Genomic DNA, 23,142 nt, shown 5'->3' with positions numbered 1-23,142 from the left:
TGTCGCGCCCGTCTGTGCTCGATGCTTAGCGGACCGTGTTCGGGGGTACTGCTGTCGTAGCTGTCGAACAGAAGGAGAGGCCATGACCTCGACCAGCACGCAGCACACCGGCACATCCGGGCCCGGTGCAGGGCCGTTCCACACCGTCGACCCGTATACCGGCCGGACGATTGCCGAGTACCCGTATCTGGCCGGTGAACAGGTGGACGCGGTCGTCGACCGGGCGGCCGACGCCTTCGACGGGTGGCGCGCGCTGCCGGTCGAACGACGAGCGCAGGTCCTGACCCGTGCCGCCGAGCTGATGCGCGAACGAAAGGACGAACTGGCCGGACTCGTCACCCGGGAGATGGGCAAACTGATCGAAGAAAGCCGTGCCGAGGTGGACATCGCGGCGGACATCGTCGACTACTACGCGCAGCGTGGTCCGGGCTTCCTCCGGTCGCGCAGCATCGACGTCGCGGACGGCACGGCGGAGGTGGTGAACGAGCCGATCGGGGTGCTCCTCGGAATCGAGCCCTGGAACTTTCCGCTCTACCAGGTCGCGCGGTTCGCGGCCCCCAATCTGCTCCTCGGCAACGTGGTGCTGCTCAAGCACGCCAGTTCGTGCGCGCAGACCGCTCACGAACTCGAGCGGTTGCTCTCCGACGCCGGTGCACCCGAGGGCGTCTACACCAACCTCTACCTGAACGTCTCGGACGTGGAACGTGTGATCGCGCACCCGGCGGTGCAGGGTGCTTCGCTCACTGGCAGCGAGGCTGCCGGGGCGTCGCTGGGGGAGATCGCCGGACGGCACCTCAAGAAGTGTGTCCTCGAACTCGGTGGCAGCGACCCGTTCGTCGTCCTCGACGCCGACGACCTCGGCGGCACCCTGGACGCCGCGGCGGCCGCCCGGATCCTCAACGCCGGTCAGAGCTGTGTCTCGGCGAAGCGGTTCATCGTCCCGGACGCGATCTGCGACGATTTCGTCGCCGGACTGGCCAGGCGTTTCGATGACCTCGTGGTCGGGGATCCGTCGGACCCGGGGACCACGCTGGCGCCGCTGTCGTCGGAGGACGCGGCACAGACACTGCTCGGGCAGATCGACGACGCCCTGGACAAGGGGGCCACCGTCGCGGCGGGTGGCGGCCGCCCCGAGAACCGTGGACCGGACGGACAGGGAGCCTTCGTCGAGGCGACGGTGCTCACAGATGTGACGCGCGGAATGCGTGCCTTCGAGGAGGAGTTGTTCGGTCCGGTCGCAGTGGTCTATCGCGTGGCCGACGAGGACGAGGCCGTCGAACTCGCCAACTCGACCCGATACGGGCTCGGTGGCGCCGTCTTCGGATCGGATCCTGATCGCGCCCGCGCGGTCGCGGACCGGATCGGCAGCGGCATGGTGTGGATCAACCGCCCCACTTCGACCGAACCGGAACTGCCGTTCGGCGGCGTCAAGAGTTCCGGATTCGGGCGGGAGTTGGGCGACCTCGGATTGTTCGAGTTCGCAAATCGGAAGCTGATCCGCACGGCGCCGGCGGAGAACGGCCCGCGCGGGTGACCGGCTCGGATCGGGAGGCCGTCGAACCCGCGGATGTGGCGCGGCTGGGCGAGCTCGCGCCGGGCGGTGAGACGGCGCCGCCGGCGTCGGCGCTCGTTCGTGTCACGTTGGACAAGGACCTGCGCGACGACCTTCTCGCCGCCCATCCGACGTGAGTTCGCTTCCCGCTACTTGCGGGCGTCAGTGGTTGCGGAGCTCGGAGATCAGTTCGGGCTTGTTCATCGACGAGTATCCGGTGATCCCGAGTTCCTTGGCACGCTCCCGCAACTCGTCGACGGTGCGGTCCTCGTAGTTCTCGGCCTTGCCACCCTTGTGGCCCACCGAGGACCTGCCCTCGTTCGCGGCGGCGTTGGAGATCCGCGCTGCCTTCTCCTTGGATTCGCCTTCGTCCCTGAGCTTTTCGTACAGCTCCTGGTCCTTCAGATGCGGGTCCGAATCGTTCGCGCGATTCGTGGGCATAGTCATCACCTCGCTTGACGGTGTGAGTTTCCGCGCCGGTGTGCTGGGTCAGTCCTGGAGTTCGGCGGCCTTCGCCCGCGCGGTGGCAAGTGCCCGCTCGGCCTGCTTCCGTGCCCGCCGGCTCAGAACCTCACCCTGCTCGCTGGCCGTCGCGGCCCACTCGGTGCCGCGCTCGCGGGCAAGCTGGGCGAGCTCGGTGCCGCGCTCCTTGGCCAACTCGGCGAGCACGGGCCCCCGTTCACGGGCGACCTCGGTGAGTTCGGTGCCACGCTCCCTGGCGAGGTGTGCAAGCACCGCGCCGCGCTGACGGGCGGCGTCGAGCAGTTCACCGCTGCGTTCGCCGGCCTGTTCTGCCGCGGTCCGGGCTCGGTCCGACACGACGGCCAGGGCGTGGTCGTCGCCGTTGGTCGAGACGGCGTCAGCGACCTTGGCCTGCGCCTTTCGGGCCGCCCGACGTCCGCGCCACCCGAGCGACGGTTTGCCCTCGGTGTCGACGGCCGCGATCAGGAGCCCACCGAGCATCGTCATGTTCTTGAAGAACTGCATGCGTTGCATCGCGCGCTGCTGCGGATCGTCGACGTTCCAGAAGTCGTGTCCGGCGAGCGTCGTCGGGACCAGTGTTCCGGCGAGGACGAGCGACGACGCCCGTGGCGCCTTGCCGAGCGCCAGCATCGCGCCGGCACCGATCTGGACCGCGGCGTTGATCTTCACGAGGGTTTCGGGGTCGGACGGGACCCGCTGGGTCACCGCGGCCGGCAACGTCTCGACACTCTTCTCCAGAAACGGGCCGGCGGCCTGCGCTTTCGGTGCCGGGCTTCGCAGGGAATCGATTCCACCGGCGATGAACACGGTGGACAGCAACGGGCGGGCAATTCGGCGAACGATCATGGACGGCCTCCCAACCTAGGTTCGACTTCCACCGTAGCCAGACTGCTCCCATCCGGCATGGAAAGTCGGCGGGCCGCCGGGCGGGTTCGGTTGTCGCCGAGCACCTGTTTACCGGGTTCTCCAGCGTGCGGGCTCAACTCAATGTGACAGTGGATCCTGGATGAAGTTCCGCCACCCGGCCGCGGCACTCGATCTCGATCGCAGGCTGGGTGCCGGCCCCAGCGCTGACCTGCACCCGTCGCCCACTGATTTGCACCAGCAGACGGTGCCCGCGGTAGAAGACGGGAAACTCCAGTGTGCCGAGGGATTCGGGCCAGAGCGGGGAGAACACGAGTCGATCACCGCGGGTCTCCAGCCCGGAGAAGCAGCGTTGGACCAGATCGACGCTGCCGGCCATCGCGGCGAGGTGGATACCCTCCGACGTAGTACCACCCTGGATGTCCGCGATATCCGATTTGAGTACTCGGTCGAAGAACTCCATTGCCTGGCTCCGATTCGCTCGAGCCAACACCCACGAGTGGACGACGCTGCTCAGCGTCGAGCCGTGCGTCGTGCGCGTCAGGTAGTAGTCGATGGTCCGGGGGATGTTCTCGCCGGGGAACTCGTATCCGAGTCCTTCGAGCAGCTCGCGTAGCTCGTCGGCGGACAGCAGGTAGAACAGCATGAGGACGTCGGCCTGCTTGGAAGCGCGATAGCAGTTGACGTCGTCGCCCTCCGCCTCGAGGATGCGGTCGAGGCGCTGGATGTCAGGGTAGCGCCGGCGGTAGCGTTCCCAATCCAGTTCGGCCAGCTGGCCGTACCCCTCGAACTGGCTGATGACTCCGTCGTGGAAGGGGACGAACATTCTGCGACTGATCTCCCTCCAACGGGCGATCTCCTGTGTGTGCAGTCCCAGGGCTTGCATCAGATCCGACCGGATCTGCAACGGGAGCAACTCGAGTGCCTCGATAGCTCGCAGAAGTACCCAGACCGACATGACGTTGGTGTACGCGTTGTTGTCCACACCGTCGAAGGGCGCCCCCGGGTAGCCGGAGTGGAACTCGTCGGGGCCGATGACGCCGCGGATCGTGTACCGGCCGCGTGCCCCGTCGTACGACGCGAGCCCGGCGTAGAAGCGGGCGATCTCCATCAGCATCTCGGCGCCGAAAGCGATGAGGAACTCCAGGTCGCCGGTGACTTGGTAGTACTGCCACACGTTGTAGGCAATGGCGATTCCGACGTGGTGCTGGCGTCGGCTCGGGTCTGGGATCCAGCGACCGGAGATCGGGTTGAGGTGTAGCTGCTGACTCTCCTCACGGCCGTCGCTGCCCGACTGCCACGGGAACATGGCGCCTGTTCGGCCTGCCTCGATCGCCGCCCTCCTTGCCTCCCTCAGACGCCGGTGGCGGTAGCGGAGCAGCGACCGGGTCAAAGTCGGTAGGCGCAGGTTGAGCACCGGAAAAACGAAAAGTTCATCCCAGAAGATGTGACCCCGGTACGCCTCTCCATGGAGCCCGCGCGCAGGCACGCCGGCGTCCAGGTCTGCAGTGTTGGGGGAGACTGTCTGCAGCATCTGGAGAAGGTGAAGCCGGACGATCCGCAGAGCGTGACCGTGGCCCTCGAGCTCGATACCCACGCTGTCCCACAGGTGCGCCCAGGCCATGACGTGGCCGTCGAGCACTGCGTCGAATCGGGGGAGACGGTCGAGCCAGCGGATGGCGGCGTCCCCCGGTTCGGACGTCGCATGATCGTGGCCGGTGAAGACCGTCACCATCTTCTCCAGCGTCACCGGCTCACCCGATGCGGTTTCGACGGCGATGTCGTGCCCGATTCGACCGTCGACGTCGAGGCGGCGCGACACGGACTCGACGCGCTCGTGATCGCGCCACACCGTGCTCCTGGCCGCCATCGCCACCGGTATCCGCGATTTATTGGTCTGCACCACCAACAGCACCGTGTCGTCCGAGACGGCGGTGGCGTGCATCGGTGTCAGGTGCTTGCCGTCGAGACGCCGATAGCGCTCGACGAGAGTGTTCTGGACTGCTCCGTCCAGAGCCGATCGGAATTCGATTCGGCCGGACCAGTTCTCGGGCACGATCGTCGTCTCGAGCGCACACGCGTGCGGGAAGTGCATGGCGACGAATCGCCGCTGGACGACGGACGTGACCCGGCCGGCCTCGTCCCGGAATCGGAACCTCCGGGTCAGAACCGCACGGCGCAGATCGAGGTACTGGCGAAACTCGAGCAGGTCGGACGTGTCGATGTCGAACCACTGCCCATCCTCGATCCGGAACGTCACGGGGAGCCAGTTCGGCAGGTTCACCATGCTCTCGTTCTCGATCAGGTTTCCCCCGATGTCGTCCCGCAGACGGTTGAAGACTCCCGCAGCGTAGGTGCCCGGATAGTGCACGACGCCGGCGGCGGTTTCGGGTGCACACCCTCGGGTCGCGAAGTATCCGTTGCCGACGGCGCACATGACCTCGCGCAGCTTCTCGGTGGATGGGTCGTAACCCTCGAAGAACACCGTCCACGGGTCTCCTGGTGGCGGCGTCGTCGATGGATCGCTGCCCAGCAGGTCCGCCAGTCGTTGCAGTAGTTCGCGTACCTCCTCCGGGCTGTCCACCGAGAACTGCGCCGCCGACCGCCGATCCCCGTGCTCGCCGTGGCGGACCACGATCCCGACCCCGGTATCGGCTACGGCGTCGAATGCGTCTTCGTCGGTGAGGTCGTCGCCGACGAACACCGGTAGCAGCTCCGTTGCGCCCTCGATGTGCTCGAGCACCCAGAGGAGGGCCTGCCCCTTGTCCCAGTCGACATCGGGCTGGAGCTCGGTCACCATGCGTCCGTTCGAGATTCGGAGGCGGCTTTCGCTGGCCGCGACCTCGTGTACCGCGGCGACGACCTCTTCTACCCGGTCGGACTCGACGTTTCGGTGGTGCACCGCCACACCGAAACGTTTGTGTTCCACAAGAATTCCGGGAACGGCACCGATGCGTTTCCGCAGAGCTTCGGCGACCCGCTCGAGGTCGGCGACAGCTGCCGAGGCCGCCTCGTTCCGGTAGTACTGTCCATCTGGTCCGGTGAGCTCGAACCCGTGGCTGCCCGCGTACCAGATTCCCGGCACACCGACCCGCGCCTGGATGTCGGACAGGTCGCGGCCGCTGATCACTGCAAGCGGGCAATAGCGTGCCAACCTGGTGAGTTCCGTCGTCATCCCCGCGACCGGGACAGCCGCCGCGGGATCATTCACGATGGGTGCCAGGGTGCCGTCGAAGTCGAGAAACACGGCTGGGCGCCGGGTCCGCAGGATGGCGGACGCCTGGTGCCGTGAGGTCAGAGCATTGGGGATCTCCGACATACGGCGGTCGTGGGTGCGGATGCCGATCTGGTCCGTCTCTGCCACCACCACATTCGCGCCGGCACGGTGCAACTCTGCAGAGCGGCTGTCGGGAGCCACTCCAATCACCAGTGCGAATCCAGCGCTGCGTGCGGCGCTGGCACTCGCCGCGGAGCCGACGATCACCGCGGCGCGGGCGGGAGGGCTGCCGAGTCGGCGGGCTGCCGCGGCCGGCGCGGGCGGCGTGGCCCCGCCGGTGGTCGCGGTGTCGGTCCCGACCGAGACCAGGTCGCCGAGCCCGCCGGAATCCAGGACCTGCGCCCAGCGGGGCCCGGACGAAACCACCGCAGTGCCGACTCCGATGGCTTGTAGCCCTCGGACAAGGGCAACGGTGGATTCGAGCGCTGTGGTCTGGTCCGTGCCGACAGCGGACTCACGCCGTGGCGGTGTGACGCCGTCGAAATCGACGATCACCGCGTCGATACGACGCGGGTCGATCTCGAAGCGCGTCATCGCCGACTGGGCTCTCGTGACGTGTCCATGGCCGTCTGCTCCCCGATCGCCGGCGCCCACTGTCGAGGGCGTCTCGTCGATGAACCAAACCTACGCCGTTCGCATCCGCCCGACGGTGTTCTTGCCGAACTTCGGATCGACCGGCAGCCGGTCCCCGAGCACCCGGGGCCCGACCGGTTTCGTGGCGGCCCTGGTCGTCGCGTCCGATCCGCTTGTAGGTTGGGATGCGTCGGCTGACCCAGCTACGGAAGGGCGACAATGCCGCACTACGAGTTCGAGTCCGTAGTTTTCCACAAGGACGTTCTCGCATACGTCGACCTCGGCGAGGGCCCGCCTGTGATCCTCGTACATGGACTGCTCGGCTCGCACAAGTCGTGGGGTCCGCAGATCGACATGCTCGCCGAGAAGTACCGTGTCGTTGCGCCTGACCTGTTCGGGCATGGCGACTCGGACAAGCCGCGCGGTGACTACTCGCTCAGCTCTCACGCCGCGACAGTGCGTGATCTCATGGAATACCTGAAGATCGCATCGGCGCCACTGGTGGGCCACTCGCTCGGCGGTGGAATCGTCATGCAGATGGCGTACCTCTTTCCCGAGCGGGTAGAGCGATTGTGCCTGGTGAGCAGCGGTGGACTCGGCCCCGAGGTGAGCACGTATCTCAAGGCGGCGACATTGCCGGGCAGTGAGTTGGTACTGCCGATTCTCGCGTCCGGCTGGGTGCGCCGAAACACCGAGTCCGCGCTCCGGCACTTGGGTCGCCTGGGTCTGCCCGTGCAGCCGAGCCCCAGTGCCGTCGAGACATGGCGCTCGCTGGGCACCGTTGCCGACAAGGCCACCCGGGAAGCGTTTCTGGCGTCCGTCCGTGCGGTCGTGGGTCCGCGCGGCCAAACCGTCAGCGCGAAGCAGCACTTTCCGCGGTTCGAAACTCTGCCTGCCATGCTCGTCTGGGGCGGCAAGGACACGATGATTCCAGCGCACCACACGGAGAATGTTCGACAGGAAGTGCCGAACAGCCGGATCGAGATCTTCCCCGACGCCGGTCACTTCCCGCATCTGGACGAGCCCGACCGGTTCTTCCGGGTCCTGGACGAGTTTCTGCGTGCGGGCACGCAAGACGGTACAGAGGGCTGACCGGCGCAGCGCCCACCTGCTCCTGGCTACCAGCCGCGTTCGCGCCACTCGTCGAGATGCGGGCGCTCGGCGCCGAGGGTGGAGTCCTTGCCGTGGCCGGGGTAGAAGACGGTGTCGTCGGGGAAACGGGCGAACAGCTTGGTCTCGACGTCGTCCATCAGCGACGTGAACCGCTCGGCGTCCGGGGTCTTGCCGACGCCGCCCGGGAACAGCGAGTCTCCGGTGAACAGGTGGACGCGGCCGCCGTCGTTCTTCTCGGTCAGGGCGAGCGTGATCCCACCCGGCGTGTGCCCGGCCAGATGGATCACCTCGAGCGTGAGATCGCCCACCGTCACGAGGTCGCCGTCGTTCAGCGCACGCGAGGGGGTGACGGAGAGGATCTCCGAGTCCAGCGGGTGCGCCGCGGTGGGAACACCAGTGCTGCCGGCGACCTCGGCGAGCGCGAACCAGTGGTCGTGGTGCTGGTGGGTCGTGACGATCAGCTCGAGCTGGGGCGCCTGCTGCGCGATGAGCGCGGCGATCCGCTCGGCGTCGTTCGCCGCGTCGATGAGCAGCGACTTTCCGGTCTCGGAACACGTGACGAGGTACGTGTTGTTGTCCATCGGGCCCACCGACATCTTGACGATCGTCGCGCCGGGCACGGTACGACGCTGGGCGCCCGAGGCCGCGGACAGGTCGCCGGTGTAGTCGTCGTCGATGATGATGCGCTGCTGCTCCATGATCGGGAGGCTACCGTCGAATCGGGGCGTTGCGGATCGCCGCCGCCGATCACCGGGAAATCTGCTGGTCGGGGAGTTTGTCGGTGCCCACGCCTACCATGGGCTGCGCCCGGACGAGTGTGTCCGCGCCAAGGTCGAAACCGAGAAGGGACTACGTGTGGCGGATCGCCTGATCGTGCAAGGTGCGCGTGAGCACAATCTGCGAGGGATCAATCTCGATCTGCCCCGGGACAGCCTCATCGTCTTCACGGGTCTGTCGGGCTCCGGCAAGTCCAGCCTCGCGTTCGACACGATCTTCGCCGAGGGGCAGCGACGCTACGTCGAATCGCTGTCCGCGTACGCGCGTCAGTTCCTCGGCCAGATGGACAAGCCCGACGTCGACTTCATCGAGGGCCTGTCGCCCGCGGTGTCGATCGATCAGAAGTCGACCAACCGCAACCCGCGGTCGACCGTCGGCACCATCACGGAGGTGTACGACTACCTGCGCCTGCTGTATGCGCGCGCGGGTTCCGCGCACTGCCCGGTCTGTGGCGAGCAGATTGCGCGGCAGACGCCGCAGCAGATCGTCGACCAAGTCCTCGAGATGGAGGAGGGTACCCGCTTCCAGGTGCTCGCACCGGTGGTCCGTACCCGTAAGGGCGAGTTCGTCGACCTGTTCGAGCAGCTCAACTCGCAGGGCTACTCGCGGGTGCGGGTCGATGGTGTGGTTCATCCCCTGACCGATCCTCCGAAGCTGAAGAAGCAGGAGAAGCACGACATCGAGGTGGTCGTCGACCGCCTGACCGTCAAGGCGAGCTCCAAGCAGCGGCTCACCGACTCAGTCGAGACGGCGCTGCGCCTGGCCGAGGGCATCGTCGTGCTCGACTTCGTCGATCGCGACGAGAATGCGTCCGATCGCGAACGGCGGTTCTCGGAGAAGCTCGCGTGCCCCAACGGCCACCCGCTGGCGATCGACGACCTCGAGCCGCGCTCGTTCTCCTTCAACTCGCCGTACGGCGCTTGCCCGGAGTGCACGGGACTCGGGATCCGCAAGGAGGTCGACCCCGACCTGGTGGTCCCGGATCCCGAGCTCTCGCTCGAGGACGGCGCCATCGCGCCGTGGTCGATGGGGCAGAGTGCCGAGTACTTCGGGCGTCTGCTGTCCGGGCTCGGCGACATCATGGGCTTCGACATGACCACGCCGTGGAACAAACTCCCGGCCAAGGCGCGCAAGGCGATCCTCGAGGGGAGCACCGAGCAGGTCCACGTCAAGTACAAGAACCGCTACGGCCGCACCCGCTCGTACTACGCCGAGTTCGAGGGCGTCATGCCGTTCCTGCACCGTCGGCTCGAACAGACCGAGTCGGAGCAGATGAAGGAGCGCTACGACGGCTACATGCGCGACATCCCGTGTCCCGCGTGCAACGGCGCCCGCCTGCGGCCGGAGATCCTCTCCGTCACGATCGCGTCAGCGACGTACGGCAAGAAGTCGATCGCGCAGGTCTGCGAGCTGTCGATCGCGGACTGCGCCGCCTTCCTGAACAGCCTCACCCTCGGTTCCCGCGAGGAGGCCATCGCCGGTCAGGTCCTCAAGGAGGTCCAGGCGCGGCTCGGATTCCTGCTCGACGTCGGACTCGAGTACCTGTCGCTGGCCCGCGCGGCCGGGACGTTGTCGGGCGGCGAGGCCCAGCGCATCCGGTTGGCGACGCAGATCGGTTCCGGCCTCGTCGGTGTCCTGTACGTGCTCGACGAGCCGTCCATCGGTCTGCACCAGCGCGACAACCGGCGACTCATCGAAACCCTGACGCGTCTCCGCGACCTCGGAAACACGCTCATCGTCGTCGAGCACGACGAGGACACCATCCGCACGTCCGACTGGGTCGTCGACATCGGACCGCTCGCGGGTGAGCACGGCGGCCGGGTGGTGCACAGCGGTACCTACAAGGAACTACTGACCAACCAGGAATCGCTCACCGGTGCGTACCTCTCCGGTCGCAGCACCATCGACGTGCCGGCCGTGCGTCGGGTCGTCGACCGTAAGCGTCAGGTCACCGTGGTCGGCGCTCGCGAGAACAATCTCAAGGGCATCGATGTGAGCTTCCCGCTGGGCGTGCTCACCTCGGTCACCGGCGTCTCTGGTTCGGGGAAGTCGACACTGGTCAACGACATTCTCGCGACCGTGATGGCCAACAAGCTCAACGGTGCCCGTCAGGTGCCCGGCCGGCACACCCGGATCAACGGGCTCGATCAGCTCGACAAGCTGGTGCAGGTCGACCAGTCGCCGATCGGTCGCACGCCGCGGTCCAACGCAGCCACGTACACCGGCGTGTTCGACAAGATCCGGACCCTGTTCGCCGCCACCACCGAGGCGAAGGTGCGTGGCTACCAGCCGGGCCGGTTCTCGTTCAACGTCAAGGGCGGTCGCTGCGAGGCGTGCTCGGGCGACGGCACCCTCAAGATCGAAATGAACTTCCTGCCCGACGTCTACGTTCCGTGCGAGGTGTGTCACGGCGCTCGGTACAACCGCGAGACGCTCGAGGTGCACTACAAGGGCAAGACCATCGCCGAGGTCCTCGACATGCCGATCGAGGAGGCCGCCGAATTCTTCGAACCGGTGACGTCCATCCACCGGTACCTGAAGACGCTCGTCGAGGTCGGCCTCGGGTATGTCCGGCTGGGGCAGCCCGCGCCCACCCTCTCCGGTGGCGAGGCGCAGCGGGTCAAGCTCGCCGCCGAACTGCAGAAGCGGTCGACGGGCCGCACGGTGTACGTGCTGGACGAACCGACCACCGGCCTGCACTTCGAGGACATTCGAAAGCTGCTCAAGGTCGTGGGTGGGCTCGTGGACAAGGGCAACACGGTGATCGTGATCGAGCACAACCTCGACGTGATCAAGACCTCCGACTGGATCGTCGACATGGGACCCGAAGGTGGTTCCGGTGGCGGGACGGTGGTCGCGGAGGGAACTCCGGAAGCTGTTGCGGCAGTACCGGAGAGTTACACCGGTCGGTTCCTGAAGGAAGTTCTGGAAACGCCGTCCGCGGCCGGCAACGGGGCGGCGGCGCCCAAGGCGGCCGCCCGCAAGGCTGGAGCGGCGCCCCGGAAGCGGGTGAAGAAGGCCGCCGCCGTCGGATAGAACGGCGCGACTCCGTCGCCGAGGAACCGTGGCGCGGTCTCGAGACACGAACGGCGGTGGGGACCGAGGTCCCCACCGCCGTCAAGCTGTCAGCCGACGCTCAATCAAGCGGGCTGCTGCTGGCCCGATCCGCCGGCCAGGGAGTCCAGCAGTGCAGCGATGTCGAACTGCCCGCCGCTGAGTGCACCGAGCAGGCCGCCGTATTTGCCCGACCATCTCCGCTGGAAGGAGGGTAAATCGGACATATGTCCAGATTTTGCAGTCGGGCCGGAATGGTCGACGCCGGCGCGGGAGCCTGTGGGGATCGTCCGGCGGCGAAACCGGAAACGGCGGCGGGGTCCGAGCTACCCCGCCGCCGCCGTGGAGTCGGGACCCTACTGGCCGCCGCCCTGCTGCTGTTCCGCGGATCCGCTGAGCAGGCCGCTCAGAAGAGCGGCGATGTCGATGTCTCCGTTGGTGATGGCGTTCATCAGGCCGCCGAGGATGGTGGAGATGGATCCCATGGGTAGTTCCTTCGGTTCTGCCCTCGAGGCTCGAGGGCCCGGTGGGGGAGGTGCGTGATCATGATCATGATCTTGATCACACGAGGTGGACGCTACCAATGTGACGGGCGTTACGGGTGTGATGTCCGCTGACCGATTCTTCGCGTTACACCGAATCGGTTCGGCGGCCCGCTGGAATTGAGCGTTTGACCAGTTCGCGCGGGCCGCACGTATGAAAGCGCCGCCCGGCGACGGGCTTTCAGTTCTCGTCGAGTTCGCGACCTGCAGTCACCGAACGTGCGATCAGGTTGACCAGGGTCGCTTTGTCGACTCGATCGAGGCGGGTCACGTACAGGCAGCCCTTGCCCAGCTTGTGAGGACCCAGGCCTGCCAGAGCGGCGGCCTCGGCGTCGAAGTCGAGGGTCAGGTACAGAGTCAGCGCAGAGGCGCGGGGGGAGAAGCCGATCAGGGGCGTCCGGCCCGACCGGCCGCTCGCATACCGGTAGGACCGCGTGCCGAAGCCCACGATGCTCGTGCCCCACATCGTCGCCGGCGCCCCGGTCGCCGACTCCATCAGAGACCGCAGCTCGAGTGCGTCGGCCCGCCGGGTCGGCTCCGCGACCTTTTCGAGGAACTCTGCGACGCTCGCGTCGGTTGCCTGGGTCTTGTTCGTTGCGGCCATGTGTGCAGGTTAGGGCGCGTGCCGTGTCGGCGACCGGGTGTCGGTGCCGGCCGGGGGCCGGCGGGTGCTCAGTAGACCGGTCCGGTGTACTTCTCGCCCGGGCCCTTGCCGGGCTCGTCGGGGTGCGCCGACGCCTCGCGGAAGGCGCGCTGGAGGGCCTGCAGGCCCTCGCGGATCGGGCCGGCGTGCGGGCCGAGGTACTCGACCGAGGCGGTGACCAGTCCGGCGAGTGCGGTGATCACGCGGCGTGCTTCGTCGAGGTCGAGGTGGGGGCTGTTGTCCGGGTCGGCGTCCGACAGGCCGAGCTTCTCGGCGGCCGAGCTCATCAGCATCACGGCGGCGCGGCTGATCACCTCGATCGCGGGAACCTCGGCGAGTTCGCGAACGTCGTCGAGATCGTCCTCGGCGTGCTGGACGGAATCGGCCGGATCGGGGTTCTGCGTCATGGTGAAGAGGATTCCATCCGCGTGCGGGGGCCGCCGCGACAGGGTGACGCGGGCGGGCGCGATTCGATCGGCGTCTCGATGGGTGCTACGCTGTTCGTCACGACCGCCCTCGGCCTCGGCCAGGGCAGCAAAGTGGAGTCCGACTCCCACCTCTGCGCGGCGCCGTCAGGTGCAGTTCAGTGGTCCGGTCGCCGCACGGATCAGTGCTGATCGTTCAGATCGGTTCCCGAGCGGCTCCTTCGATCTCACGAAGGGACGGCAGGCCCGAAATCTCGGGGCTGGTGTGTGACCGGTCGACATCGGGCCCCGCACGGCGACTCTGTCGCTGACGCGGGGCTTTCTTGTTGGGGTAGAGGGCGCACGGGCTGCGGCGCGGTCACCGGACTGCACCGCTCAACCTAGGAGGCCCCATCAGCACTGAGACCCGCATCAACGATCGCATCCGCGTTCCCGAGGTTCGCCTCATCGGACCCGGCGGTGAACAGGTTGGGATCGTGCGTGTTGAAGATGCGCTCCGCGTCGCCCTCGAGGCAGACCTCGACCTCGTCGAGGTGGCTCCCGATGCCCGTCCGCCGGTCTGCAAGATCATGGACTACGGCAAGTTCAAGTACGAGACGGCGCAGAAGGCGCGCGAATCGCGCAAGAACCAGCAGCAGACCGTCATCAAGGAGCAGAAGCTCCGCCCGAAGATCGACGATCACGATTACGAGACCAAGAAGCGGAACGTCATTCGCTTCCTCGAGGCCGGATCCAAGGTCAAGGTCACGATCATGTTCCGTGGTCGCGAGCAGTCTCGACCCGAGCTCGGGTTCCGTCTGCTGCAGCGTCTCGGCGCCGACGTCGCCGACCTCGGTTTCGTGGAGACCTCCGCGAAGCAGGACGGTCGAAACATGACGATGGTGCTGGCCCCGCACAAGGGTGCGAAGACGCGCGCGAAGGCACAGGAAGGCGCCCAGGCCGTTCCGCCGAAGCCGGCGACCGGTGACGGTGGCGCTGCTCCCGCGCCGAGCAGCTAGCCAGACCACTTCACGCAAGACCGAAGTACAGAGAACACAAGAACTGAGGACTCCATGCCCAAGTCGAAGACCCATAGCGGCACCGCGAAGCGATTCAAGGTGTCCGGTAGCGGAAAGATCCTGCGCCAGAAGGCCGGACGTCGCCACCTGCTCGAGCACAAGAGCTCCCGCGTGACCCGTCGCCTCGATGGCAAGGCCGTCGTCGCCGACAGCGATGCTCCTCGCATCAAGCGCCTGCTCGGCATCTGAGCTCTTCCCCTACTGACCACACGGGGCAGCACCAGCGCCCCGAAGATTGACAGGATTTTGCAGTGGCACGCGTAAAGAGGGCAGTCAACGCCCAGAAGAAGCGTCGTTCGATTCTCGAGGCCTCGAGCGGCTACCGCGGACAGCGTTCGCGCCTGTACCGCAAGGCCAAGGAGCAGCAGCTCCACTCGATGACCTACGCCTACCGTGACCGTCGCGCGCGCAAGGGCGACTTCCGGAAGCTGTGGATCGCACGTATCAACGCTGCGGCTCGCGCCAACGACATCACCTACAACCGCTTCATCCAGGGCCTGAAGGCTGCGGGTGTCGAGGTCGACCGCAAGATCCTCGCCGAGCTCGCCGTCTCCGACGCTGAGGCGTTCGCCGGCCTGGTCGCGGTCGCGAAGGCTGCTCTGCCGGCAGACGTCAACGCTCCGGCCGGAGAAGCGGCCTGAGTCAGCAGTTCCGGGATCGACCCGTGGATCCGTTCACCGAACGGACTCCACGGGTCGTTTCTGCTGTCAAGCTCCTGCGCGGCGCAGAGCGCAGGAAGGCGGGCCGGTTCCTCGCCGAGGGTGAGAACGCGGTCACCGAGGCGCTCGCGTCTGTGCCGGTGCACGAGCTCTTCTTCACCGAGAACGCGGCCGCGCGATACCCCGATCTGATCGAGAAGGCGCGCGTCGCGGGAGTCCGCAGCTCGCTCGTCACCGATCGTGCGATCCGTGCCCTGAGCGACACCGTCACCCCGCCGGGTGTCGTCGCGGTCTGCGACCTGCTGGACGTGCCGCTGGACGCCGCGCTGGGCTCCACGACACGCCTGCTGGCGGTGCCGGTGGCGATCGGTGAACCCGGCAACGCGGGCACCGTCATCCGGGTGGCCGACGCGGTGGGCGCCGACGCGGCGATCCTCGCCGGCGACAGCGTCGACCCGCACAACGGCAAGTGTGTGCGCTCCTCCGCCGGGAGTCTGTTCCACCTGCCGATCGTGCGCGAGCGGAACACCGACGTGGTGCTGGACACGCTGTCGGGCGCCGGCATCCAGATCCTCGCGACCGCCGCCGACGGTGAGGTCGACCTCGACGAGGCCGACGACCTGCTGGCCCGTCCCACGGCCTGGTTGTTCGGCAACGAGGCGCACGGACTCGATCCCGCGGTCGCGGCGCGGGCCGATCACCGTGTGCGGATCCCCATTCGCGGGCGCGCCGAGAGCCTCAACCTCGCGACGGCCGCCTCCATCTGCCTGTACGCCAGCGCGCGCGTCCAGCATCGGGACTCGTGACCGGTCTTCGAACTCGTTCGAATCGTCCTGGGGCAATCGCCTAGGATTCGAGTGTTGTGCTCGCGCGCGCTATATCCATCGATAGACAAGGAGTTGCACCGGTCGTGGCCAAGAATGAGGGCGTAGCCCCGCCGACTGTCGATGCGAACGCGCTCACCGAGGAGGCGCTCGCCGCCGCGGCGCTCGCGGCAGAGGAGGCCTTCGCGGCCGCCGCGGACCTCGATGCGCTCGCCAAGGCGAAGATCGAACACCTCGGTGACAAGGCGCCGATCGCGCTCGCGAAGCGTGGTCTGGGCGCGCTGCCCGGCAACGAGCGGGCGGACGCCGGCAAGCGCGTCAACGTCGCGCGTACCCGGGTCACGACCGCCTTCGATGCGCGCCGTGAGGTGTTGCTCGCCGAGCGCGATGCCGCCGTGCTGGTCGCGGAGGCCATCGACGTCACCCTGCCGTCGGATCGTCGTCCGGCGGGTGCGCGGCACCCGATCACCATCATCTCGGACCAGATCGCCGACGTGTTCGTCGCGATGGGCTGGGAGGTCGCCGAGGGTCCCGAGGTCGAGACCGAGCACTTCAACTTCGACGCGCTGAACTTCCTGCCCGATCATCCGGCGCGCACGATGCAGGACACTTTCCACATCGCTCCGCCGAACTCGCGCCAGGTGCTCCGTACGCACACCTCGCCGGTGCAGGTGCGCACGATGCTCCAGCGCGACGTGCCGATCTACGTCGTCTGCCCGGGCCGCACGTTCCGCACCGACGAACTCGACGCCACCCACACCCCGGTGTTCTCGCAGGTCGAGGGTCTCGCCGTGGACAAGGGCCTGACGATGGCGAACCTGCGCGGCACGCTGGACGCGTTCGCCCGCGCGCTGTTCGGCCCGGAGACTCGGACGCGTATGCGCCCCAACTACTTCCCGTTCACCGAGCCCTCCGCGGAGGTCGACGTGTGGTTCCCGAACAAGAAGGGCGGCGCCGGCTGGGTCGAGTGGGGCGGCTGCGGCATGGTGAACCCGAACGTGCTGCGCGCGTGCGGGATCGACCCTGACGAGTACTCCGGTTTCGCGTTCGGTATGGGTCTCGAGCGGACCCTGCAGTTCCGCAACGGCATCCCGGACATGCGGGACATCGTCGAGGGCGACGTGCGATTCACGCTGCCCTTCGGTGTGCAGGCATGAGGCGTGGGGCCTGCGGAATGCCCAGAGGACATGAGCGGCGTGGAGCATGCGGAATGCCCAGAGAACACAGACTTCACGAGCGAGAGAGCTGAGAAGACGTGCGAGTAGCGCAATCGTGGCTGACCGAGATCCTGCAGCGGGCGACCCCCGAGTGGCAGGTGAGCGCCGAGGAACTGGACGCCGGGTTCGTCCGCGTCGGTCTCGAAGTCGAGGAGGTCGACACCCTCGAGCCGGTATCCGGTCCGCTGGTGGTGGGTCGTGTCCTGGAGATCACCGAACTCACCGAGTTCAAGAAGCCGATCCGCTTCTGCAAGGTCGACGTCGGTGCCGACGCGCCGCAGGAGATCGTCTGCGGTGCACGCAACTTCGCCGAGGGCGACCTGGTCGTCGCGGCCCTGCCCGGCGCCGTGCTGCCCGGTGGCTTCGCGATCGCGTCTCGTAAGACGTACGGCCAGGTGTCCAACGGCATGATGTGCTCGGCGTCCGAGCTGGGCATCGGTAAGGACCACTCGGGGATCCTGGTCCTCGAGCCGGGCACCGCCGAGCCGGGTACCGACGCCAACGAGCTGCTCGGTCTCGACGACACGATCATCGAGCTCAACATCACCCCGGACCGCGGCTACTGCTTCTCGGTCCGCGGTCTGACCCGTGAGCTCGCGTGCGGGTTCAACCTCGAGTTCGCCGACCCGGCCGTCGTCCCTGCGCTGCCCGCCGAGGGCGGCGAGGCGTGGCCGATCGAGCTGCAGCCCGAGTCGAAGGCCACCCGGTTCACGGCGCGCCGGATCACCGGCATCGACCCCAAGGCCGTCAGCCCGTGGTGGCTGCAACGGCGACTGCTGCTGTCGGGCGTGCGTCCGATCTCCCCGGCCGTCGACGTCACCAACTACGTCCTGCTCGAGCTCGGCCAGCCGCTGCACGCGTTCGATGCCACGAAGGTCGACGGCGGTCTCGTCGTCCGCCGTGCCGAAGCGGGGGAGAAGCTGACCACCCTCGACGGTGTGGAGCGCACCCTCGACGCCGAGGACGTCGTCATCGCCGACAACTCCGGCGCGATCTCGCTCGCCGGTGTCATGGGTGGTGCGAGCACCGAGGTCCACGACGGCACCACCGACATCCTGCTGGAGTCGGCGACGTGGGATCCGCTGGCGGTGTTCAAGACCGCGCGCCGTCACAAGCTGACGAGCGAGGCCAGCAAGCGCTACGAGCGGATCGTCGACCCAGAGGTGGCACTGCCGGCACTCGATCGCGCGGCCGCGCTCCTCGTGGAGATCGCGGGAGGCACCATCGAGCCCGTCCTCAGCGATGTCGGCGGCGTGACCCCGGCGGGTCGGATCCGCATGGACATCGATCTGCCGGACCGCGTCGCGGGCGTGACCTACCCGAACGGCACCGCCGCACGTCGTCTGACGCAGATCGGCTGCACCGTCGAGGTCGGCGTCAGCGAGACCGGACACGGCCAGTTGGTCGTGACCCCGCCGTCGTGGCGTCCCGACGTGGCACAGCCCGCCGACCTGGTGGAGGAGGTGCTGCGCCTCGAGGGTCTCGAGCAGATTCCGTCGGTGCTGCCGCAGGCACCCGCGGGCCGGGGACTGACCCCGCAGCAGCGTCGTCGCCGCGCCGTCGGACGCACCCTGGCGGCGTCCGGGTACGTGGAGATCCTGCCGCCGGTGTTCCTGCCGCACGCGGTGTTCGACACATGGGGACTCGACGCCGACGACCCGCGTCGCAACACCTCCAAGGTGCTCAACCCGCTCGAGTCGGATCGCCCCGAACTGGCCACCACGCTGCTGCCCGGCATGCTGGAGGTCTTGGCGCGCAACACCTCTCGCGGCCAGCGCGACCTGGCGCTGTACGGCATCGCGCAGGTCGTCGAGCCGGGTCCGGACACCAAGCCGGTCGAGGCGCTCCCGGTGGACCGTCGTCCCACCGACGAGCAGATCGCCGAACTGCTGAAGTCGCTGCCGGCGCAGCCGCTGCATGTGGCCGTCGTCCTGGCGGGTCAGCGGGAGCCGTCCGGTCCCTGGGGCACAGGTCGCGCCGCCGACGCGTCGGACGCGTTCGCCGCGGTCCGCACGATCGCCGACGCCGCCGGCGTCACGGTGGAACTGCGTGCCGCGCAATACCTGCCGTGGCATCCGGGTCGCTGCGCCGAGGTGCTGTTCGACGGCGCCGTCGTCGGCCATGCCGGTGAGCTGCATCCGGCGGTGCTCGAGCGTGCAGGTCTCCCGGCGCGGACGTGCGCGGTCGAGGTCGATCTTGACGCCCTGCCGATCGCCGAGGTGCTGCCGTCGCCGCGGGTGTCGCCGTTCCCGGCCGTCCTGCAGGACGTCGCGGTGGTCGTCGACAAGTCGGTGCCGGCCGCGGACGTCGAGGCCGCGCTCCGCTCGGGTGGCGGCGAGCTGCTCGAGGACATTCGCCTGTTCGACGTGTTCGAGGGCGAGCAGGTGGGCGAGGGCCGCAAGTCGCTGGCGTTCGCGCTGCGCTTCCGTGGCGCCGATCGCACGCTTACCGAGGACGAGGCCAGCGCGGCACGTGACGCAGCCGTCGCTGCCGCTGCGGATTCGGTGGGAGCCGTGCTCCGCGGCTGATATCGGAGATCGACCGACGAGGGGCTCCTCTCGGTAGCCTGGAAAGTGCTATCGGGAGGAGCCCCTCATGGTCGATATGGACGAGACACTCGCGCACCTGCGTGGCCTCGACGACGTCCAGTTGCTGGCCGTCGTGCTCGCGGCGACGACGGCTCGCCCCGGACTGGCACCGGTGCACGCGGCCGCCGCCGCGCTCTCCGCGGGCGGCGGCTACACGCCCGACATCCCGCCGGACCCGTCCCGGCCCACCGCTCCACCGGAGGTTCCGCCCCCGATGACGATGGGCACCGCCGCGACTCCGTCGCCCGATTACACGGACGGCGGCGTCCCGACGTTCGATCGTGTCCGCGACAGGATCGAGGACCGCTTCGGGACCGCGCTGGGCTCGGAGGACCTCGAGCGGGACAGCCAGGTCGGCCGCGACCTCGACGAGCAGTGGCAGGCGCGGGAGAAGGCCGCCCACGACCGGCTCGACGAGATCCGCCGGTCCATGAAGAACGAGTAGCCGAAGGCCGGGTCGTGGTCGACGGGCGGCCGACGCCGCGAAGCCGATCGTCGACCTCGATGTCGTTGCGCCTGGCGTCAACTGGATCGCGTCGGTGGCGGTCAGCTCAGTCGGCGCGTGTCGCGGCCTGCGTACCGATCTGTCGGTCGACGGAGCTACCATCGTCGCTGCCTGGTGATTCGCCCGGTTCCGCTCGTTGTATGGAGGTGGCGCTGTGAGCGCGTTGTCGAATCCGAACGCGATCCCGCCCTACGCCGTCCTTCCCGACCTGCCCCTCGACGAGGACGGCCGTGCCGAGGTGACCCGGCAGATCTGGGATCAGCTGATCTCCGGCCGAGGTGACGCTGACGATTTCATCGACTTCTACGGCGACGACTACGACCTCACCGAGGAGCAGCTCGGGGCGGCGTTCGCCGCGCTCCGCACCGCCCGGCTGCGCCAGCAGACGGAGATCGGCGCGTACACCTCCCGCACGATCGCCGCGTTCGAGGAGCTCAATGCAAACGGTGTGGTCGCCCGCGCGGACTTCTCCTGCTGCGGCAGCTGCGCGTCCGGCGAGATCTGGGGCGAGCGCGACGACAGCCGCCACTGGACGGGTTACGTGTACTTCCACCAGCAGGACACCGACCGTCTCGTCGAGGCCGGGGAGACCTACATCGGTTACGGCGCGTTTCCGCCCGAGAACTTCGATGAGGCCGCCTACGACACGCTCAGCGAAGACGCGAAGGAAGACCTCTACGCGGCCGAGGTGACGCGCCTGCTCGAAGACGTGGTGTTCCCCGTCCTGCGGCGGCACGGCATCGAGCCGGAATGGAATCGGGACCTGGGCACGCGGGTGCTGCTCGAGAACGCCGACTGGTACGCCCCGATCGAGGCGTAGCGCGATCTACTGGTCGTCCCGAAGGAGCCGGCGGGTCCGGCTTCCCCATCGGCGGCGACCCGGGTGCGAACGTGAATGAGGGTTGCCGGCGTGCTGGACCGCCCGGTTCGGTGCGCCGTGAACGAGCTACTGCGGACGGATGATCGGGACCGGTGAGTCGTGGCTGACCAGTGCGACTGCGACCTTGTGCTCGGCGGCGAGGTCGCGGAACATCTGCGTGGCGCGCTCGGACTGTGACCAGCCGAAGCAGGCGTAGATGATTGCCCTTCCGATGCTGTAGTCGGTGAGACGTCCCTCGAGGCTCGTGTCTGCGCCGAGTTGCTCGTCGTTGGGTGCGCCGGGGCCGTTGAGCGGCGGGAAACCTCGTCGAACCAGGCGCTTCACGACTCGACCGGTGGCTCTCGAGTGCGTTCGACGTCTGGCTCACCGGTGCCGCCGCCCCAGCCGCGGTAATTCCGGGCTGGGGCTGCGGGGCGTGACCGGGGTGGGCGGGGTCAGTGGCGCTCGAGGATCGCCGCGAAATCGGTTCCCGCGGGGAGGGTTCCGTACTCGAGATCGCGATCGGCGCCTAGGCGGGCGGTGATGAAGGCCTCCGCGACGGCGGTGGGGGCCTCACGCAGCAGCAGCGAACCCTGGAGACCGAGAGCCATGGCCGCCGCGACCGGGCGTGCCCGGAACTGGGCGGTGGCGGGGTCGAGGGTCGCGAGTTCGGCGAGCATCGCGCGGACTCGATCGAGGTGCGCATCGAACACCGACGAGGCGCCGCGTGCGAGGTTCAGTTCGGCGTCGAAGGCCTGCACCGACTCCGGTTCGCGGGTCATCGCGCGCAGCACGTCGAGCGCGATGACGTTGCCCGATCCCTCCCACACCGCCATCACCGGCTGCTCCCGGAACCGGCGCGCCAGGGGGAACGCCTCGGTGTAACCGTTACCACCCAAGCACTCGAGGGACTCGTACGCGTGGTGCGGTCCCCGCTTGCAGATCCAGTACTTGCTGACCGCGGTCGCCAGCCGGCGGAATGCCTTCTCCGACTCGGATGCATCGTCGTCGTGGGCGCGGGCCAGGCGCAGCGCGGTCGCCGTCGCGGCCTCGGACTCGAGTGCCAGATCGGCGGCCACCGCCGTCATCGCCGGCTGATCGACGAGCGTCGCACCGAACGCGGACCGGTGCCGGACGTGCCACAGCGCCTCGGCCACCGATTGCCGCATGCCCGCGGTCGACCCGTAGACGCAGTCGAGCCGGGTGCGGGAGACCATCTCGATGATCGTGCGCACGCCGCGGCCGGGTTCGCCGACGAGGTGACCGATCGTGTTGTCGAGTTCGATCTCCGACGATGCGTTCGACTTGTTGCCGAGCTTGTCCTTGAGCCGTTGGATGCGGAACACGTTGCGGGTGCCGTCCTCGAGGACTCGCGGCACCAGGAAGCACGACAGCCCCTCGGGTGCGTTGGCGAGGACGAGGAACGCGTCGGACATCGGTGCGGAACAGAACCACTTGTGTCCGGTGAGCAGGTAGGTGCGATCGGCGAGGGGCTGTGCGGTCGTCGTGTTGGCGCGGACATCGGAGCCGCCCTGCTTCTCGGTCATCGCCATGCCGAACAGCACGCCGGGCTTGTCGCCGGGCGCCGCGAGGGCGCCGTCGTAGCCGCGCGAGTACAGGCGGGGCAGCCAGCGCTGGGCGAGTTCCGGTTCGAGCATCAGCGACGGCACCGCCGAGTGCGTCATCGAGATCGGGCACGCGTGTCCGGGCTCGACCTGCGCGAAGAGCATGAACGTGGCGGCGCGGGCGACGTTCGCCCCGGCGCGCGGCTCCGCCCATGCGGCGGTGTGCGCACCGTGCTCGACGGCCGCCGAGATCACCCGGTGGTACGCGGGGTGGTACTCGACCTCGTCGATGCGGTGGCCCCAGCGGTCGTGCGAGTGCAGACGCGGAATCTCGGTGTTGGCGAGCTCGGCGGCGTGCTGGAACTCGGCGGTGCCGACGAGTGCGCCCACCTCCGACAGGTGCTCCGCGGACCAGCCGGCGTCGTAGCGTGCGATGCCCTCGACGAGTGCCTTGTTGGCGGTGAACTCGTTGACGTCGATCCGCGGTGGTGCCTGGTTGAACACCTCGTGCGTGCGATGTCCACCGGGCGCAGTGTTCGTGGAGTCCTGTGTTGTCGTCATTTC

At 68.0% G+C, this 23,142-nt stretch carries 22 protein-coding genes; 12 read left to right on the top strand and 10 right to left on the bottom strand.

Annotated features, from left to right (window positions below; translation table 11 throughout):
* Positions 1 to 82: 82 nt before the first annotated feature.
* Positions 83 to 1,534: an NAD-dependent succinate-semialdehyde dehydrogenase gene (locus J2X34_RS23280; RefSeq protein ID WP_429519904.1), complete on the top strand. Its 1,452-nt coding sequence runs from the start codon at positions 83 to 85 to the stop codon at positions 1,532 to 1,534.
* Positions 1,531 to 1,689, top strand: a complete 159-nt coding sequence (locus tag J2X34_RS23275) for a hypothetical protein (RefSeq protein ID WP_181818837.1) — start codon at positions 1,531 to 1,533, stop codon at positions 1,687 to 1,689. The genes J2X34_RS23280 and J2X34_RS23275 overlap by 4 nt, the downstream gene beginning before the upstream one ends.
* Positions 1,690 to 1,714: 25 nt before the next feature.
* On the opposite strand, the gene J2X34_RS23270 is transcribed toward J2X34_RS23275, so the two are convergent.
* The 3 genes from J2X34_RS23270 to otsB form a co-directional block, all read right to left on the bottom strand.
* The gene (locus J2X34_RS23270) at positions 1,715 to 1,993 is read right to left on the bottom strand and encodes a DUF7218 family protein (protein WP_114722844.1); all 279 of its coding nucleotides are present in this window, start codon (positions 1,991 to 1,993) and stop codon (positions 1,715 to 1,717) included.
* Between the two features lie 48 nt (positions 1,994 to 2,041).
* Positions 2,042 to 2,881 (bottom strand): DoxX family protein, encoded by an 840-nt coding sequence (locus J2X34_RS23265; RefSeq protein WP_429519903.1) that lies wholly within the window; start codon positions 2,879 to 2,881, stop codon positions 2,042 to 2,044.
* Positions 2,882 to 3,014: 133 nt separating this feature from the next.
* A complete protein-coding gene (gene otsB, locus J2X34_RS23260; protein WP_429519902.1) occupies positions 3,015 to 6,710 on the bottom strand; it encodes a trehalose-phosphatase in 3,696 nt (1,231 codons plus the stop codon).
* Between the two features lie 258 nt (positions 6,711 to 6,968).
* Here otsB and J2X34_RS23255 point away from each other — a divergent pair, with 258 nt between their 5' ends.
* On the top strand, positions 6,969 to 7,841 hold the full coding sequence (locus J2X34_RS23255) for an alpha/beta fold hydrolase (RefSeq protein ID WP_114722847.1): 873 nt from the start codon (positions 6,969 to 6,971) through the stop codon (positions 7,839 to 7,841).
* Positions 7,842 to 7,867: 26 nt separating this feature from the next.
* Here the strand turns inward: J2X34_RS23255 and J2X34_RS23250 are convergent, their stop codons facing one another.
* Complete coding sequence (locus J2X34_RS23250; RefSeq protein ID WP_114722848.1) at positions 7,868 to 8,560, bottom strand: MBL fold metallo-hydrolase; 693 nt, start codon at positions 8,558 to 8,560, stop codon at positions 7,868 to 7,870.
* A gap of 157 nt (positions 8,561 to 8,717) precedes the next feature.
* Here J2X34_RS23250 and uvrA point away from each other — a divergent pair, with 157 nt between their 5' ends.
* A complete protein-coding gene (uvrA, locus tag J2X34_RS23245; RefSeq protein ID WP_114722885.1) occupies positions 8,718 to 11,675 on the top strand; it encodes an excinuclease ABC subunit UvrA in 2,958 nt (985 codons plus the stop codon).
* A gap of 104 nt (positions 11,676 to 11,779) precedes the next feature.
* Here uvrA and J2X34_RS23240 read toward each other — a convergent pair whose 3' ends face one another.
* The 4 genes from J2X34_RS23240 to J2X34_RS23225 form a co-directional block, all read right to left on the bottom strand.
* Complete coding sequence (locus J2X34_RS23240) at positions 11,780 to 11,920, bottom strand: hypothetical protein (RefSeq protein ID WP_181818838.1); 141 nt, start codon at positions 11,918 to 11,920, stop codon at positions 11,780 to 11,782.
* Positions 11,921 to 12,049: 129 nt separating this feature from the next.
* Positions 12,050 to 12,178: a hypothetical protein gene (locus J2X34_RS23235; RefSeq protein WP_258557993.1), complete on the bottom strand. Its 129-nt coding sequence runs from the start codon at positions 12,176 to 12,178 to the stop codon at positions 12,050 to 12,052.
* 238 nt (positions 12,179 to 12,416) lie between these two features.
* On the bottom strand, positions 12,417 to 12,839 hold the full coding sequence (locus tag J2X34_RS23230) for a DUF1801 domain-containing protein (protein ID WP_429519901.1): 423 nt from the start codon (positions 12,837 to 12,839) through the stop codon (positions 12,417 to 12,419).
* Positions 12,840 to 12,907: 68 nt separating this feature from the next.
* Positions 12,908 to 13,285, bottom strand: coding sequence for a DUF1844 domain-containing protein (locus tag J2X34_RS23225; RefSeq protein WP_114722886.1), 378 nt, complete (start codon positions 13,283 to 13,285; stop codon positions 12,908 to 12,910).
* A 365-nt stretch (positions 13,286 to 13,650) separates the two neighbouring features.
* Here J2X34_RS23225 and infC point away from each other — a divergent pair, with 365 nt between their 5' ends.
* The 8 genes from infC to J2X34_RS23185 all read left to right on the top strand — a co-directional run bounded on the left by infC (position 13,651) and on the right by J2X34_RS23185 (position 20,974).
* Positions 13,651 to 14,301, top strand: coding sequence for a translation initiation factor IF-3 (infC, locus tag J2X34_RS23220; RefSeq protein WP_174914743.1), 651 nt, complete (start codon positions 13,651 to 13,653; stop codon positions 14,299 to 14,301).
* Between the two features lie 54 nt (positions 14,302 to 14,355).
* Positions 14,356 to 14,550, top strand: a complete 195-nt coding sequence (gene rpmI / locus J2X34_RS23215; RefSeq protein WP_114722851.1) for a 50S ribosomal protein L35 — start codon at positions 14,356 to 14,358, stop codon at positions 14,548 to 14,550.
* A 62-nt stretch (positions 14,551 to 14,612) separates the two neighbouring features.
* The gene (gene rplT, locus J2X34_RS23210; protein ID WP_174910529.1) at positions 14,613 to 15,002 is read left to right on the top strand and encodes a 50S ribosomal protein L20; all 390 of its coding nucleotides are present in this window, start codon (positions 14,613 to 14,615) and stop codon (positions 15,000 to 15,002) included.
* A 23-nt stretch (positions 15,003 to 15,025) separates the two neighbouring features.
* Positions 15,026 to 15,826, top strand: coding sequence for a TrmH family RNA methyltransferase (locus J2X34_RS23205; protein ID WP_429519900.1), 801 nt, complete (start codon positions 15,026 to 15,028; stop codon positions 15,824 to 15,826).
* Between the two features lie 104 nt (positions 15,827 to 15,930).
* Positions 15,931 to 17,001 (top strand): phenylalanine--tRNA ligase subunit alpha, encoded by a 1,071-nt coding sequence (gene pheS / locus J2X34_RS23200; RefSeq protein ID WP_114722854.1) that lies wholly within the window; start codon positions 15,931 to 15,933, stop codon positions 16,999 to 17,001.
* A 98-nt stretch (positions 17,002 to 17,099) separates the two neighbouring features.
* Positions 17,100 to 19,589, top strand: coding sequence for a phenylalanine--tRNA ligase subunit beta (pheT, locus tag J2X34_RS23195; protein WP_429519899.1), 2,490 nt, complete (start codon positions 17,100 to 17,102; stop codon positions 19,587 to 19,589).
* Between the two features lie 67 nt (positions 19,590 to 19,656).
* A complete protein-coding gene (locus tag J2X34_RS23190) occupies positions 19,657 to 20,094 on the top strand; it encodes a PspA/IM30 family protein (protein ID WP_114722856.1) in 438 nt (145 codons plus the stop codon).
* A gap of 214 nt (positions 20,095 to 20,308) precedes the next feature.
* Positions 20,309 to 20,974, top strand: coding sequence for a DUF6891 domain-containing protein (locus J2X34_RS23185; RefSeq protein ID WP_114722857.1), 666 nt, complete (start codon positions 20,309 to 20,311; stop codon positions 20,972 to 20,974).
* Positions 20,975 to 21,100: 126 nt separating this feature from the next.
* Here J2X34_RS23185 and J2X34_RS23180 read toward each other — a convergent pair whose 3' ends face one another.
* Positions 21,101 to 21,358 carry a hypothetical protein gene (locus J2X34_RS23180; protein WP_114722858.1) on the bottom strand — a complete coding sequence of 86 codons (258 nt, stop codon included), beginning with the start codon at positions 21,356 to 21,358 and terminating at the stop codon, positions 21,101 to 21,103.
* Between the two features lie 110 nt (positions 21,359 to 21,468).
* Positions 21,469 to 23,139, bottom strand: coding sequence for an acyl-CoA dehydrogenase family protein (locus J2X34_RS23175; protein WP_114722859.1), 1,671 nt, complete (start codon positions 23,137 to 23,139; stop codon positions 21,469 to 21,471).
* Between the last annotated feature and the right edge of the window lie 3 nt (positions 23,140 to 23,142).

The sequence above is a fragment of the Rhodococcus sp. BE178 genome, assembly GCF_050433545.1.
Lineage (GTDB): Bacteria > Actinomycetota > Actinomycetes > Mycobacteriales > Mycobacteriaceae > Prescottella.
The sequence above is the reverse complement of the archived record's forward strand: the minus strand, read 5'-3'. Positions and strand labels throughout refer to the sequence as shown.